At 57.3% G+C, this 14,744-nt stretch carries 18 protein-coding genes; 6 read left to right on the forward strand and 12 right to left on the reverse strand.

Annotated features, from left to right (window positions below; genetic code table 11):
• Nucleotides 1-25 precede the first annotated feature (25 nt).
• The 9 genes from coaA to RAL88_RS14655 all read right to left on the reverse strand — a co-directional run bounded on the left by coaA (nucleotide 26) and on the right by RAL88_RS14655 (nucleotide 7,716).
• Nucleotides 26-1,033, reverse strand: coding sequence for a type I pantothenate kinase (gene coaA / locus RAL88_RS14615; protein ID WP_306264533.1), 1,008 nt, complete (start codon nucleotides 1,031-1,033; stop codon nucleotides 26-28).
• Between the two features lie 11 nt (nucleotides 1,034-1,044).
• Nucleotides 1,045-1,371 (reverse strand): phosphoribosyl-ATP diphosphatase, encoded by a 327-nt coding sequence (locus tag RAL88_RS14620; protein ID WP_306264535.1) that lies wholly within the window; start codon nucleotides 1,369-1,371, stop codon nucleotides 1,045-1,047.
• A gap of 13 nt (nucleotides 1,372-1,384) precedes the next feature.
• Nucleotides 1,385-2,158, reverse strand: coding sequence for an imidazole glycerol phosphate synthase subunit HisF (hisF, locus tag RAL88_RS14625; RefSeq protein WP_306264537.1), 774 nt, complete (start codon nucleotides 2,156-2,158; stop codon nucleotides 1,385-1,387).
• Entirely contained in the window at nucleotides 2,152-2,889 is a 738-nt protein-coding gene (hisA, locus tag RAL88_RS14630) for a 1-(5-phosphoribosyl)-5-[(5-phosphoribosylamino)methylideneamino]imidazole-4-carboxamide isomerase (RefSeq protein WP_306269709.1), read from the reverse strand. The genes hisF and hisA overlap by 7 nt, the downstream gene beginning before the upstream one ends.
• Before the next feature lie 47 nt (nucleotides 2,890-2,936).
• Complete coding sequence (gene hisH / locus RAL88_RS14635; RefSeq protein ID WP_306264539.1) at nucleotides 2,937-3,629, reverse strand: imidazole glycerol phosphate synthase subunit HisH; 693 nt, start codon at nucleotides 3,627-3,629, stop codon at nucleotides 2,937-2,939.
• A gap of 11 nt (nucleotides 3,630-3,640) precedes the next feature.
• Entirely contained in the window at nucleotides 3,641-4,117 is a 477-nt protein-coding gene (locus tag RAL88_RS14640; protein WP_306264541.1) for a DUF2628 domain-containing protein, read from the reverse strand.
• An 11-nt stretch (nucleotides 4,118-4,128) separates the two neighbouring features.
• Nucleotides 4,129-4,722, reverse strand: coding sequence for an imidazoleglycerol-phosphate dehydratase HisB (gene hisB / locus RAL88_RS14645; protein ID WP_306264543.1), 594 nt, complete (start codon nucleotides 4,720-4,722; stop codon nucleotides 4,129-4,131).
• Between the two features lie 119 nt (nucleotides 4,723-4,841).
• Entirely contained in the window at nucleotides 4,842-6,764 is a 1,923-nt protein-coding gene (locus RAL88_RS14650; RefSeq protein WP_306264545.1) for an ABC transporter ATP-binding protein, read from the reverse strand.
• A gap of 196 nt (nucleotides 6,765-6,960) precedes the next feature.
• Complete coding sequence (locus RAL88_RS14655; protein ID WP_306264547.1) at nucleotides 6,961-7,716, reverse strand: hypothetical protein; 756 nt, start codon at nucleotides 7,714-7,716, stop codon at nucleotides 6,961-6,963.
• Between RAL88_RS14655 and RAL88_RS14660 the strand changes: the two genes are divergently transcribed.
• Nucleotides 7,717-8,175: a hypothetical protein gene (locus tag RAL88_RS14660; protein WP_306264548.1), complete on the forward strand. Its 459-nt coding sequence runs from the start codon at nucleotides 7,717-7,719 to the stop codon at nucleotides 8,173-8,175.
• Between the two features lie 102 nt (nucleotides 8,176-8,277).
• Entirely contained in the window at nucleotides 8,278-9,309 is a 1,032-nt protein-coding gene (locus RAL88_RS14665) for an aspartate-semialdehyde dehydrogenase (RefSeq protein ID WP_306264550.1), read from the forward strand.
• A gap of 79 nt (nucleotides 9,310-9,388) precedes the next feature.
• Here RAL88_RS14665 and dapD read toward each other — a convergent pair whose 3' ends face one another.
• Entirely contained in the window at nucleotides 9,389-10,237 is an 849-nt protein-coding gene (gene dapD / locus RAL88_RS14670) for a 2,3,4,5-tetrahydropyridine-2,6-dicarboxylate N-succinyltransferase (RefSeq protein WP_306264551.1), read from the reverse strand.
• Between the two features lie 260 nt (nucleotides 10,238-10,497).
• On the opposite strand from dapD, the gene RAL88_RS14675 reads away from it, so the two are divergent.
• Together RAL88_RS14675 and nudC are read left to right on the forward strand one after the other, a co-directional pair.
• The gene (locus tag RAL88_RS14675; protein WP_306264552.1) at nucleotides 10,498-10,917 is read left to right on the forward strand and encodes an HIT domain-containing protein; all 420 of its coding nucleotides are present in this window, start codon (nucleotides 10,498-10,500) and stop codon (nucleotides 10,915-10,917) included.
• A complete protein-coding gene (gene nudC / locus RAL88_RS14680) occupies nucleotides 10,895-11,863 on the forward strand; it encodes an NAD(+) diphosphatase (protein ID WP_306264553.1) in 969 nt (322 codons plus the stop codon). Before RAL88_RS14675 ends, nudC begins: the two co-directional genes overlap by 23 nt.
• Here the strand turns inward: nudC and RAL88_RS14685 are convergent.
• Nucleotides 11,845-12,774: a prephenate dehydratase gene (locus RAL88_RS14685; RefSeq protein WP_306264554.1), complete on the reverse strand. Its 930-nt coding sequence runs from the start codon at nucleotides 12,772-12,774 to the stop codon at nucleotides 11,845-11,847. The two genes, nudC and RAL88_RS14685, sit on opposite strands and share 19 nt — an antisense overlap.
• Nucleotides 12,775-12,783: 9 nt before the next feature.
• Nucleotides 12,784-13,518 carry a 3-deoxy-manno-octulosonate cytidylyltransferase gene (locus RAL88_RS14690; RefSeq protein ID WP_306264555.1) on the reverse strand — a complete coding sequence of 245 codons (735 nt, stop codon included), beginning with the start codon at nucleotides 13,516-13,518 and terminating at the stop codon, nucleotides 12,784-12,786.
• 192 nt (nucleotides 13,519-13,710) lie between these two features.
• On the opposite strand from RAL88_RS14690, the gene RAL88_RS14695 reads away from it, so the two are divergent.
• Together RAL88_RS14695 and RAL88_RS14700 are read left to right on the forward strand one after the other, a co-directional pair.
• Nucleotides 13,711-14,472: a cytochrome c family protein gene (locus tag RAL88_RS14695; protein WP_306264556.1), complete on the forward strand. Its 762-nt coding sequence runs from the start codon at nucleotides 13,711-13,713 to the stop codon at nucleotides 14,470-14,472.
• An 83-nt stretch (nucleotides 14,473-14,555) separates the two neighbouring features.
• Nucleotides 14,556-14,714, forward strand: coding sequence for a hypothetical protein (locus RAL88_RS14700; protein WP_306264557.1), 159 nt, complete (start codon nucleotides 14,556-14,558; stop codon nucleotides 14,712-14,714).
• The last annotated feature ends 30 nt before the right edge of the window (nucleotides 14,715-14,744 follow it).

Consider the following 14,744-nt stretch of genomic DNA (forward strand, 5'->3'; position numbering starts at 1 on the left):
TGTGGCCGGGCCGGGCGGAAAAAGTCTAAAGCCGGCGCAATGCGACCTGGTCAATTCTGTGATCGGCACCTTTGCGCAGGATCAGATCGGCGCGCTGCCGCGTCGGCAGGATATTTTCCAGAAGGTTAGGCCGGTTGATGCGCGCCCAGATATCATCGGCCTTGGCCAGCGCGTCCTGTTCGGACAATTCGGCAAATGTTCTGAAAAAACTTTTCGGGTCGCGGAACGCGGTTTCGCGGAGCCGCAGGAAACGCTCGCGATACCATTGCTGGACAAAGGCTTCATCGGCATCCAGGTAAATCGAAAAGTCGAAAAAGTCCGACACGAATGGCACGCTGTCTCCGCCCGGCGGCAGATCACGAACCTGCAACACATTCAGCCCTTCCAGAATCAGGATATCCGGGTTGGAAATCGTTATGGTTTCATTGGGAACCACATCATAGATCAGGTGTGAATAGAGCGGTGCGGTGGTCGATTTGCGGCCCGCCTTGATGTCGGTCAGAAAGCGCAGCAGCGCCCCGACATCATAGCTTTCCGGAAAACCCTTGCGCTCCATCAGGCCTTCTGCCTGCAACACCGCATTGGGGTAGAGAAAACCATCCGTGGTAATCAGATCGACCTTTGGCATTGATGGCCAGCGCGCCAGCAGGGCCTGCAGCACCCGTGCCGTTGTGGATTTGCCGGCCGAGACCGACCCGGCCAGCCCGATGATGAACGGCACCTTGCTGTCTTTCAGATCGAGAAACTGTGCCGTTGCCTGAAACAGAGTCTGTGTTGCCTTGACGTAGTGAAACAACAATCGCGCCAGCGGCAGATAGACGAGTTCCACTTCCTCGACCGAAATCGGGTCATTGAGGCCCTGCATTCTGCGGATTTCATTGATCGACAGCGTCATCGGCGTATCGGCCCGCAGCTTCGCCCAGTGCTCAACATCATAGATCCGGTAGGGCGACAGGGAACCTTCCTGCGGCGCCGTGTCAGCGGCTTTGCTGGCGATTAGTCCGATCTGTGTTGCTGCCTCAGCCGGGGTCATATCGGGTTCCCTTATTCGGGTGCACTGCGCCCCGCTTTCTCCGCAAGACCGGATTGAGCGGTGCGTTGCTCCAGAATAGCCATGATTTGCGCCAGTTCCACACCGCGTGCGCGCAGCACCACCATCAGATGATACAGCACATCTGCCGCTTCATTGGCCACATCCGCCTGCTCCTGTGCCACTGCTGCCAGAGCCAGTTCAACAGCCTCTTCGCCAAATTTCTCGGCACATTTCAGCACGCCCTTGTCGAGCAGCCGCGCCGTATAGGAGGCCTCTACGCCCGCAGTGCTGCGTTCTTCTATGATGGTTTGCAGATCACTCAGCGAAAAATTGCTCATAACAGATCCGTTTTCAGATAAGCCGCATGGCCAGACCGGCCCTGGCCATATGGGCCTTGGCTTCGGCCACAGTATAGGTACCGAAATGAAAAATCGAGGCGGCCAGAACCGCACTGGCATGGCCCTGTTTGACGCCTTCGACAAGATGATCGAGATTGCCGACACCACCCGATGCAATGACCGGCACCGGCACCGCATCGGCAATAGCCCTGGTCAGCGGCAGATTATAACCGATTTTGGTTCCGTCCCGATCCATGCTGGTCAGCAATATCTCACCGGCCCCCAGTGCCACCACCTGGCGGGCAAACGCCACCGCATCAATGCCGGTCGCTTCACGCCCGCCATGGGTGAATATCTCAAACCGCTCCGGCTCATCGGCTGCCGAAACGCGTTTCGCGTCAATCGCCACGACAATGCACTGATTGCCGAATTTATCGGCCGCTTCGCGGACAAATTCCGGTCGCCTGACCGCAGCCGTGTTGATCGACACCTTATCGGCGCCGGCCAGCAGCAGATTGCGGATATCGGCAATTTCCCGCACACCGCCGCCCACTGTCAGTGGCATGAAACAGTGTTCGGCGGTTTCCCGCACCACCTCCAGCAGAATGCCGCGATCTTCATGGCTGGCGGTAATGTCGAGAAAACACAACTCATCGGCTCCGGCGGCATCATAGGCAATTGCGGCCTGAACCGGATCGCCGGCATCGATCAGATCGACGAAATTGACGCCTTTGACGACACGCCCTTCCTTGACGTCGAGACAGGGAATGACACGGACTTTCAGCATGGTGCGGCTTTCTTCAGAACGGCCAGGGCCTGCGCAGGGTCAATCCGGCCATCATAAAGCGCCCGTCCGGAAATCGCACCTGCCAGAATTTGCGCGTCCGGCAGGGTCATTCTGTGGATATCGTCCATGGAGGCCAGGCCGCCGGATGCGATCACCGGAATATCAACATGATTTGCCAGCTCCAGCGTGCTGTCCCAGTTGATGCCGCTCAACACGCCATCGCGGTCAATATCGGTATAGATGATGGCGGCGACCCCGGCATCTTCAAAGCGTTTTGCCATGTCGAGCACTGTCAGATCAGACGTTTCGGCCCAGCCTTCAACCGCCACATGCCCGGAGCGGGCATCAATGCCGACCGCGATCCTGCCGGGAAATTCGGCACAGGCGCGGCGCACAAGGCCGGGATCACGCACAGCGACAGTGCCGAGAATGACGCGGGCGAGGCCCTTGTCCAGCCAGGCTTCAATATGGTCCAGCGTGCGGATACCACCGCCCAGCTGGACCGGATTTCGCGTTGCCGCCAATATCGCATCGACCGCCGCGCCATTGCGGCTTTCTCCGGCGAAGGCACCATTCAGATCAACCACATGCAGCCATTCAAAGCCCTGATCTTCAAAGGCTTTGGCCTGCGCTGCCGGGCTGTCATTGAACACTGTGGCCTGCTCCATATCACCCAGTTTCAGGCGCACGCACTGGCCATCCTTCAAATCGATTGCGGGAAACAGGATCATGGTCATTTTGTCTTTTTAATTACAGTCATGTCTTAATTACAGTCAGGTCAGGCATTCGCCGCCACGGCATCGATCTGCGCCCGGGTTCTTTCCGGCCACCATGTCAGAAAATTACCGATCAGAGACAGACCGAGCATCTGGCTTTTTTCCGGATGAAACTGGGTGCCGACCAGATTGTCCCGCGCCACCATTGCCGTCACCGGACCGCCATGGTCGGTGATCGCTACAACATGGTCGGGATTGTCCGGCACAAGCTGGTAGGAATGCACGAAATAGGCATTCAGACCTCCCGGCCCCAGTGCAATACCGTCACAGACAGGGTGCGGGCGCAGCGGCGTCAGCGTATTCCAGCCCATCTGCGGAATTTTCAGGGCGGGATCTGAAGGCGTTATCGCAACAACGTCGCCCGGAATCCAGCCAAGACCGCTGGAGATTTTCTTTTCCAGCCCGCTTCTCGCCATCAATTGCATGCCGACACAGATGCCGAAAAACGGAACGGCACGCTGTTCCACGCTGTGCCGCAATGCTTCCACCAGCCCGTCAATGGCAAACAATCCTGCCCGGCAGTCGGCAAAGGCCCCGACACCAGGCAGCACGATCCTGTCGGCCCGCGCGACATAATCGGGATCATTGGTGACCGCAATCTCCGCCTCAAGATCGCGCTCGCGCGCGGCCCGCTGAAAGGATTTTTCGGCGGATCGCAGATTGCCCGAGCCGTAATCCAGTATAGCAACACGCATCGACCGCTTCATCACTGATATCCGATGATCGACGGTGTTGCCGCACCAGTTGATGGCCGGGTCGAGGAAAGGCCGTTTTGCAATATGGCTGGGACAGGTTGGACCGGCCTGCGATTGCCCTGGGCGAGGCCGCTGAAAAACCGCAACTCCGCATCTTCAAGATCATGCGCCGACAGGGCTGCCGCCATCTGCCAGCCGCGAGCGTCCAGCCGCCAGCGCCGCAGCGTGCTGGCTTCCAGCGCCAGTCCGATACCGAACAGCAGATTGACGATCAGAATGGCCCAGACAGAGACATATTCTGCGCTGAAATCCAGAACAAGCATGGCCACAATATACAGCGCCAGCCCCAGCCATTGCCGGTACCACAGCAGCCACAGGGGCGGTGCAAGCAGGGCGACGGCGTGAAATCCGTCTCTGACAAAGACGGCTTGTGCCAGACGCTCTTCTTCAGAGACCAGCGGCGGAAGGTGGACGGTAAAGGATCTCATGCGGAACCTCGTTAAAGTGTGCCTTTGGTCGACGGGATCTTGCCGCTTTCACGGCTGTCCAGGGCAATTGCCACGCGCAGAGCGCGCGCCACCGCCTTGAAGGCGCTTTCCGCAATATGATGATTATTGTCACCGTAAACACCCTCGACATGCAGCGTCAGCCGGCCGTTCATGGCAAATGCCTGAAAAAACTCGCGCACCAGTTCAGTATCAAAACTGCCGATCTTGGCAGCGTTGAACGCCAGCCTCCAGACCAGAAATGGTCGGCCGGAAACGTCTATCGCTGCCCGTGACAGGGCTTCATCCATGGGCAGCTCGGCCGAGCCGTAGCGGTTGATGCCGGCGCGGTCGGCCAGTGCCTCATTCAGCGCCATGCCAAGCGCAATTCCCACATCCTCGACCGTGTGATGGTCATCAATATGCAGATCGCCCTTGGCCCGCACTTTCAGGTCCATGCCGCTGTGCCGTGCCAGCTGCTCCAGCATATGGTCAAAAAACCCGATGCCGGTTTCAACATCATAATGCCCCGAGCCATCCACCGTCACGGAGACATTGATCTCCGTTTCAGTGGTTGTTCTCGAGCGGTTGGCAGCGCGGATACTCATGGGACGAACTCTTTTGTCTCTTCAGCCAATGCGTGGGCCTTTTATCAGGCAAAGTGTTCAAATACCAGCATTTGCATTGGCTTGGCTGCGCCCATGCGAAAGCACGGTGGCCTGTCAGTTTATTCAGCGGCCTCTTCCTGATCGATGCCACCCAGAAAGCCGCCGGACTGGCGCTGCCACAGGCTGGCATAAAGCCCGCCCTTGGCAATCAGTTCCTCATGCGGTCCGGTCTCGACGATATGCCCGTCATCCATCACCACCAGACGATCCATGGTGGCAATCGTTGACAGGCGGTGGGCAATGGCAATCACCGTCTTGTCTTTCATCAGATTGAACAATTGCTCCTGGATCGCCGCCTCAACTTCTGAATCCAGCGCCGAGGTTGCCTCGTCGAGAATCAGGATCGGTGCATCTTTCAAAAGCACCCGCGCTATGGCGACGCGCTGGCGCTGGCCGCCGGATAGTTTCACCCCGCGCTCGCCGACATGGGCATCAAAGCCATGGCGGCCTCTGGGGTCGGTCAATTCGGCGATGAACTCCATTGCCTCGGCCTGACGCGCGGCGCGGATCATATCCGCCTCGCTGGCATCGGGCCGGCCATAGAGAATATTGTCGCGCACCGAGCGGTGCAGTAGCGAGGTGTCCTGTGTCACCATGGAAATCTGGCCGCGCAGCGAGTTCTGGGTGACCTTTGCAATATCATGCCCGTCAATGGTGATGCGGCCGCTTTCCACATCGTAAAGCCGCAGCAGCAGATTGACGAGGGTCGACTTGCCGGCACCGGAACGTCCGACCAGACCGATTTTCTCGCCTGGTGCAATGCTCAAAGTGATGTCGTGCAAAATGCCCTTGGTCCAGCGACGGTTCTCATTCGGTCCATCAGCCTTATCAGGATTGCTGCCGGCAGGGCCGAACTTGCCATAGTGAAAACCGACATGATCAAAGCAGACCGCTCCGGCCACCGGCGGCAAAGAAGGGGCCGAAGGCGCGTCGTGAATATCCCGGTCAGTGGCAAGAGTGGTGATGCCGTCTTCCACCGTGCCGATATTTTCAAACAGGGCGGACAATTCCCACATGATCCACTGTGACATGCCGTTGAGCCGCAATGCCAGCCCGATGGCAACCGCGATCGCGCCCGTTGAAATATCCGCACCGAGCCACAATCCGATTGCAGTTGCGCTGACCGAGAAAATCAACAGGCAATTCATCAGATACAGCAGCGATTGCAGACCCGTAACCTGGCGCATTTGCTGGTGCACGGTCTGCAGAAAGCCATTCATGCCCTGGCGGGCATAATCCTGCTCGCGGGTGCGCTGCGAAAATAGTTTGACCGTCAGAATATTGGTGTAGCTGTCGACCACCTGGCCGGTCATCAAAGAGCGGGCATCGGCCTGACGCTCTGAAATCCGGCGCAGCCGAGGAATGAAGCGGCGCATCAACAGGACATAGCCGGCAAGCCAAACCAGTAACGGCAGCGCCAGACGCCAGTCCGCCAGCGCGACAAGCACAATCGCGCCGCTGAAATAGACGCTGACAAACACCAGAACGTCGAGAACTTTCATCACCGCTTCGCGCACCGCCAGAGAGGTCTGCATGACTTTGGTGGCAATCCGTCCGGCAAACTCATCCTGAAAGAAACTCATCGACTGGCCAAGCAGATAGCGATGCGCCTGCCAGCGGATGATCATCGGGAAATTTCCCAGCAATGTCTGGTGAATAAGCATCGCGCCGACGAAAACCGTCAGCGGCAACAAAACCAGGATCATCACCGCCATCAGGCTCAGCGGCATGCCATTATCCGCCCAGAAGGTCTCCGGGTTGCTGGCATTCAGCCGGTCTACCAGCGAGCCGAGAAAGCCGAACATCAGAACTTCCATGATGGCGATCATGGCGGTCACCAGTGACATCAGCAGAAGAGGCGCACGCACGGGTTTTGCATAGTGCCACAGGAAGGCCATCAGTGTATCTGGCGGGTGCCTGGGATCGGCAGCGGGAAAGGGTTCAACCCGTCTTTCAAACCAGTCGTAAAGTGCGGCAAGCATTTTCAATTTTCCAAACAGTTTCAGCGCTATCGCTACCTTCAGTTGCAGTACAGCCTGTCAGATTATCAAAAAAGCCGGAAAGGACCTGTCACCGAAAAGCGACACGTTGCGTCAAATCGATATCGCTGGAGCGCCTGCGGTAATCCAGACTTCGCGGCGGTCGGGCCACCAAACAGGCAGCGTACTCAAGACCGATCTAGAAACGCACGCCGTCTGGCATCGGCAGCCAATCGGTTTTCAGCCAGCCGGTCATCCGGTTGTTCGCGTGTTCAACCAGAGCAAACCTGCGATCTTCGCTGAAGCGGCGCAGAAGAATTGTACTGCCATCAGGCAGCGCGCCGGTCGTTGCGCTGGCATCATCAGGTTCACCGCGCAGTGGATAGGGGGCCCCTCCTGGCAGGATCAGTTGCACTGGCTGCCAGTCGCGCGGATCTTCCTGTACGGCGTCGGTGATCATCTCCTGCTGGAGCTGGCCGTCATCGCTGAGAAACCGGGCATAGGAGATGCCGCGACCTGCTGCAGTGGTGGTCATGAAGCGGTAGGGCCGCCAATTCGAAATCAGATAGATATCGCGGTACCAGGTCGGCCCGCTGCGCATCATCGTCGAGATCTGTTTGCGGCCTTGATCAATTTCAGGGTTGGACAGGCCCTGTTCGGCAGTGTCAGGTTCAAAGCCGGTCGGGGTTCCCAGATAAAGGTCAAAGAATACATTAACGCCGCCATATCCAACCTGAGTTTCCACCAGTAAATCTCGAATGCCATCGAAATTGACATCGCTCAGGCGGGCTTCCAGCGTCTGATGGGGCAGGGTCGCCACAACCAGATCGAACAGCGGCGCGACAGATGGGGAATTGCGCACCTGCACGCTCGCCTCAATGTGGTTGCCGCTGCGCATCAGAACCAGAGACATGTCTTCATCGAGAGCAATTTGGGCGCGGGAATCAGGACCCATATGAATTCGCGTTTCACCGCTTGGCAAATCAAGGATGGCGGCCGCGCCGATTGCGCTCTCAAATGGGTTCTCCGAAGGACCAATATCATCTGCAAAAGCGGACTGGCTGGCAACTGGCGCAAGGGCCAGCGCGGCTGCAATTATGATCAAAGGGGCGAACATCAAACGGCGAACTTTCAAAGCGGAGACTGGCGAGCTTCCCGAATCTCCTGGCAGGGTCTGTTAGCAAGCCTGATGACAGTCAAGTATGATTGCAATATGGCAAAATCGCACCGCATTGACTCTTTTGTGATTTGCCCTCATAGAACCGGCAATTCTTGTAACGTCACCTGTCACAGGGTCCGAATGTCAAACGGTTTGAAACCAGTGTGGGAATTGAAGTTGTCTGCGCATCCTGATGGCGCGACAGAAATCATGCTGACGGCCGGAACCACCACCAAAACCTGCAAAACCACCTGATTTCCCTTATATGCCGCATTCTCTCTCGCCGGTATTATGAGGGAGAAAAGCCCGGCTGCGTGTCGGGTCCAGCAGGCGGGAGAGTGATGAAAGGATATTTCAATGGGTTACAAAGTTGCCGTAGTCGGGGCCACAGGCAATGTCGGTCGCGAGGTTCTGTCCATCTTGCAGGAACGCGGATTTCCCGCTGACGAGGTGATCGCCCTGGCGTCACGCCGCAGCCAGGGAACGGAAGTGTCGTTCGGCGACAAGACGTTGCGCGTGAAGGCGCTGGACAATTACGATTTTGCCGGAACTGACATTGCCATCATGTCAGCCGGGGGCGAAATCTCAAAAACGCTGGCACCGAAAATCGCGGCGAAGGGCTGCGTCGTGATCGATAATTCATCGGCCTGGCGATATGATCCCGATGTGCCCCTGATCGTGCCCGAGGTTAATCCGGACGCCATAACCGGCTTTACCAAAAAGAACATCATTGCCAATCCCAATTGCTCCACCGCGCAACTTGTGGTGGCGCTGAAACCTTTGCATGACAAGGCCCGCATCAAGCGTGTCGTTGTGTCCACCTACCAGTCGGTTTCCGGGGCCGGCAAAGAAGGCGCTGACGAGTTGTTCACCCAGACGCGCGCCGTCTTTGTGTCCGATCCGCTGGAGACCAACAAATTCACCAAGCGCATTGCCTTCAATGTCATCCCGCATATCGATGTGTTTCTCGACGATGGCTCCACCAAGGAAGAATGGAAGATGGTCGCAGAGACCAAGAAAATCCTCGACAAATCCATCAAGCTGACCGCCACGGCTGTTCGCGTGCCGGTGTTTGTCGGCCATGCCGAAGCGGTCAATATCGAATTTGAAAACGAGATCACCGCCGATGAGGCCCGCGAAATTCTGCGTGAAGCACCGGGCTGTCTGGTCGTCGACAAGCGGGAAGATGGCGGCTACGTCACACCTTATGAATGCGCTGGCGAGGATGCGACATTCATCTCCCGCATTCGCGAGGACAGCACCGTAGAAAACGGTCTGAACATCTGGGTTGTTTCCGACAATCTGCGCAAGGGCGCGGCGCTCAATGCGGTTCAGATCGCTGAATTGCTGGTCAATCGCGGATTGCTGAAAGCCCAGTCAGCAGCCTGATAACCCGGCCCGAAACTGGCTGGATAGCCTGCCCTGATACGACAGCGTCGTGTCAGGGCAGTTTTGTTTTCAGCGCAGCTCAGTCGCGCAGCAGCTCGTTGATCGAGGTCTTCGACCGGGTCTGTGCATCGACTTTCTTGACAATCACTGCGCAATACAGGCTCGGGCCCCAGTTCTGCCCCGGTATCGGTTTGCCGGGCAGGGCACCGGCCACTACGACAGAATAGGCCGGCACTTCCCCCATATGGATTTCGCCAGTGGCCCGGTCGACGATCTTGGTGGATTTGCCGATATAGACCCCCATCCCCAGAACCGCACCCTCGCGCACGATGCAGCCCTCCACCACTTCCGAACGCGCGCCGATGAAGCAATTGTCTTCGATGATGGTCGGTCCGGCCTGAAGCGGCTCCAGCACGCCACCAATGCCGACACCGCCGGATAGATGGACATTTTTGCCGATCTGCGCACAGGAGCCGACGGTCGCCCAACCATCAACCATGGTGCCTTCATCGACATAGGCCCCCAGATTGACAAAGGAGGGCATCAGCACCACGCCGGGAGCAATATAGGCCGAGCGGCGCACGGTGCAATTCGGTACAGCACGAAATCCGGCCCGTTCAAATTCCAGGCTTCCCCAGCCATCGAATTTCGAAGGCACCTTGTCCCACCAGACCGATTCGCCCGGGCCGCCTTTGATGATTTCCATGGCGTTCAGCCGGAACGACAGCAGCACCGCTTTCTTCAGCCATTGATTGACGGTCCATGCGCCGTCAGCCTGGCGCTGCGCGACACGGACTTCGCCCCTGTCCAGCAGGTTCAGCGATTTTTCCACAGCGTCGCGAATTTCGCCTTTGGTGCGGGTGTTTATCGAATCGCGGGCATCAAATGCGGCTTCGATAGTGGTTTCCAGGGCAGCAAGGTCTGTCATTCTGTCTCCAAAGAAATAGGGGGTGGCCGGAAAAATCTGGCGGACAATAGGCGCTGGATGACTTTTTATCAATGTCGGGTCTTGCGGACGGGTCCGCACCCCCGCCCAACGCGTCACACACCGCTTGTGGCCATGACAGTCCCTGCGCAAAATCGACATGACCGGCAAAATACAAAGTCGCACATGAGATACCTTATCGGCAGAAAAGGCTTCCGGACGTTGATCTTGCAATGGGCGGAAAACCGGATTAGGCGTTGCATATGAACCCACATCCTCCCGCCGATTTTGCGCTCGATCCGCGTCTTGAAGCCGATACTCATTTTATCGCCCGGCTCACCCTGTGCGAGGTCCTGTTGATGAATGACAGTCGTTTTCCCTGGCTGATTCTGGTGCCTGCCATTTCGGGCGCAACCGAGATCGTGGATCTGGATGCCGCACAGCGCGACACCTTGTGGCATGATGTTGACACAGCCTCCCGAATCCTGCGCCAGTTGACCAGTTGTGAAAAACTCAACATCGGTGCGCTTGGCAATATGGTCCGGCAATTGCATGTGCACATTATCGGGCGTTATGCAGCCGATGCCGCCTGGCCAGGCCCGGTATGGGGCAGCGGAACTGCTGAAGCTTATGACGCCATCGCCGCCAGGGCGATTGTCAATGATATCAGATCAAGATTTTGAGGCCCGTTACGTGAATGCATTGTTCGATGGCACGGCTTTCCCCGAGGCTTCGGCAGGGAATGCCTTTTCTGCCAACCGCCTGGTCCGCAACAGCGAGCATCTTGGTGCTGAAGATCTGGCGCGCGCCTGGCGTAACCCGCACGCGCTCATCCATCTGTTCCACAATGGTGATCCAGTTCTCAGAACCGATGCGAGCGGCGCTGTTGCCGCCTTTACCCTGCAGCAAACCGCAAAGCTGAATTATGATGCGGCTGCCGGGATTTATCTTGGCGACAGGGACGGCGTGCCTTATCTCGCCGCGACGATTGTCTCTTCAGACGATTTGCCGGCACCATATACTACGCTGGATATGCGATCCCTGGTCATTACTGGCAGTGTCGCCGCCGAAGATGTGGCATCAATTGCCCATGGCTGGTCGCTGTTAAGCTGGCACGCCAACAACCGCTTTTGTGCGCATTGCGGTCAGGCGTGCGAAAAAACCCAGGCCGGTTACCGGCGCCAATGCCCGGCTTGCGAGCGCGAGCATTTTCCAAGGCTCGATCCTGTCTCGATCATGCTGGTAGTTGATGGCAGCAACTGTCTGCTGGGCCGCCAGCCCCGGTTTCAACCGGGCATGTATTCCTGCCTGGCGGGCTTTATCGAACCGGGTGAAACACTTGAAAATGCCGTGCGCCGTGAAGTCATGGAAGAGGCTGCCATCGAGATATCGGCGGTGCGCTACCATTCCACCCAGCCCTGGCCTTTCCCCCACACCTTGATGATCGGCTGTTTTGCCAAAGCGGAAAGCACGGCCATCACAATGGACGCCGCTGAACTGGAAGATTGCCGCTGGTTCAGCCGGGAAGAAGTCGGTGCCATGCTCACCGGCAGCGGCGAGTTGAAAACGCCGCCGCCCATGGCCATCGCCCATCAGTTGATCAGAGCATATTACGATTTGTCCGGCTGAGCCGGACGCAGCGCACGGTTGATTTCCGGCTCTGTTATGTTGGCCCGGAACGGACTCGCCGGATAGACACCGAGAATTTTCAACTCGGCGCAGAAAAATCCCAGTTCTTCGAGCGCGAGCGTAACACTGGGATCATCGGGATGCCCTTCAATCTCTGCATAGAACTGCGAGGCGAAGAAAGTGCCTTCCAACTGGTAGGATTCCAGTTTCGTCATATTGACGCCATTGGTGGCAAACCCGCCCATCGCCTTGTAGAGCGCGGCCGGGACGTTGCGCACACGAAACACAAAACTGGTCATCACCGGCCCGTTGCCGGCCTCCGCCTTCAGCGCCTCGCGCGCCAGAATGATAAAGCGCGTGGTGTTGTGGTCTTCATCCTCGACATTGGTTTCCAGAATCTGCAGGCCGTAAATCTCGGCCGCCAGACCAGAGGCAATTGCAGCGATGGACGGGTCGCCGCGTTCCGCAATCTGGCGCGCCGAACCGGCTGTGTCCGCTCCGATGACCGGTTTCAGACCCAGCCTGCGAATCATTTTGCGGCACTGGCCAAGGGCCATGATATGACTTTGTACCGAACCGATGGACTGGATCGAAGATCCCGTCAGCCCGAGAAGCTGGTGGTGGATCGGCAGGAAATACTCGCCGATGATGCTAAGCGACGAAGTTGGCAGCAGATGATGAATATCGGCGACCCGCCCGGCCACTGAATTTTCAATCGGAATGATCCCCAGATCAGCTTCCCCGCCTTCCATGGCGGCGAAACAATCCTCGAATGTGGCCGTGGCAACCGCTTCGGCTTGCGGAAAGACCTCGCTGCAGGCGATATGGGAGTTGGCTCCAGGTTCGCCCTGAAACACCACTTTGGTGGGATGAATTGTCTTGGCCAGACGGGCGGCAGTTTCCGCAGTCATGCTGTATCCTCAATATAATGCTTGGCGTGCAAGTTCCAGATCATGTGGTGTGTCGACGCCAAGTGGAACGGTGTCGACAATCCTGGCGTCAATCCGCATCCCGGCTTCAATGGCGCGTAATTGTTCCAGCTTTTCACGCTTTTCAAGAGTGGAGGGCGGCAGTGATACAAACCGCTCCAGAGCCGTCCGCCGATAGGCATAAATCCCGATATGATGATACAGCGGACCCTCGCCATAGGGTGCTGTTGCACGGGTGAAATACAATCCGCGCAGGCGGCTTTCCGACACCGGACTGCCGATGATCTTGACCACGCTGGGATTGGTTTTTTCCGCCTCGTCGCTGATGATCACTCCAAGGGTAGCGATATCCACCTGCTCATCCTCCAGCGGCTCCAGACAGGCATGAATCGAGGCCGGGTCGAGAGTCGGCAGATCGCCCTGCAGATTGACAACACTCTGATAGCTCTGCTCCGGGTCACACAGTTGCAGCGCCTCGAAAATCCGGTCCGAACCAGACGGATGGTCGGCGCGCGTCAGCACCGCGCGTCCGCCTGCGCCTGAAATGGCATTTGCGACCAGATCAGAATCGGTCGCCACAACCACATCCCCAATGCCGGCCTCCATGGCCCGGCGCCAGACATGGACAATCATCGGTTCGCCGGAAATATCGGCCAGCGGTTTGTTCGGCAGTCTGGTCGCGGCCAGTCTGGATGGAATAAGCACTAATGGCGCTGCGCAAGCCATAAAGAGTTCTCTGTTACTGTAAAATTTCTGTTTTTTTGCAAAACAGGCTGAATTCAGGGCATATCGCCACAAAGAACTATGCTTATACGTGTTGCATGCGCATAGGAAAGTTTTTAGTTTGCGAACATATCCCAGATGGCGTATCGCCACTGGCGACACGGCGCAACACCGGATTGCAGGAAAGATAAGCGAATGAATTCCTTTGAGTTTAACAAGATTGCAGGTGCTATTCTCGGCACTCTGCTCCTGGCGATGGGACTGGGAATCGTAGCAGACTTCATTTTTGAAAGCGGTGAGCTTGAGACACCCGGATATGTGGTCGATGTCCCTGAAGCGGACGCCACTGTTGAGACGGCGCAAGCCCCGGCTGAAGAGCCGATTACAGTGTTGCTGGCCAGCGCCACGGTCGAGGGTGGGCAGTCTATTTCGAAAAAATGTGCGGCCTGCCATACCTTTGAACAAGGTGGTGCCAACAAGGTAGGCCCGAATCTGTGGAACATTGTCAATGCCACACCGGCTTCACATGATGGCTTCAAATATTCTTCTGCGATGCAGGCCTTTGCAGCTGACAATGTCTGGAATTACGAAAATCTGAACGGCTTTCTGCTGGCACCAAAAAAATATATCGATGGCACGGCGATGGGCTTTGCCGGTTTGAAAAAAGCTGAAGACCGGGCCGATATGATCGCCTATCTGCGGTCGCTGTCTGATTCTCCGGCAGTCTTGCCCGAGGCCGAGCCGGCCGCTGCAGACATGCCGGCAGAAATCATGGACAGCGAAGCCGCCACACCTGAAGAGCCGGAAGGCGAGCCTGCCGTCAATGCCGTCCCGGAGGAACGCCTGTCGCCAGACGCCCCGATCGTGGAAACACCGGCGGATGAAGCGCCGGCAGCTGACCCGGTCGAACCGGCAGCACCGGCATTGGACCAGAACAGTGGGACGACCGCCAACTGATTGTTTGTTTTTCATGAAACGCTCTGAGACCTTCCGGCGCCGCCCGGAGGGTTTTTTGTCGCAATGGAGCCGCGGATTCTTGGGTGGCACGCTCTGAACCGCTCACAGTGCGTTCACTCTTGGTTTATTTGCAAATTTTTACCAACGGGCCGATAAAGCAGCAGAACCCTGCCGTGCTGGCCAGGCAATGCGTGCTGCATTGTCTGGAATTGAACGGCCCGGATGTGCGTTGGATCATTTGAATGAACACTCGCCTTCAACAAAAACTTCCT

This window comes from Pararhizobium sp. IMCC3301 (genome assembly GCF_030758315.1).
Taxonomy (GTDB): Bacteria; Pseudomonadota; Alphaproteobacteria; order Rhizobiales.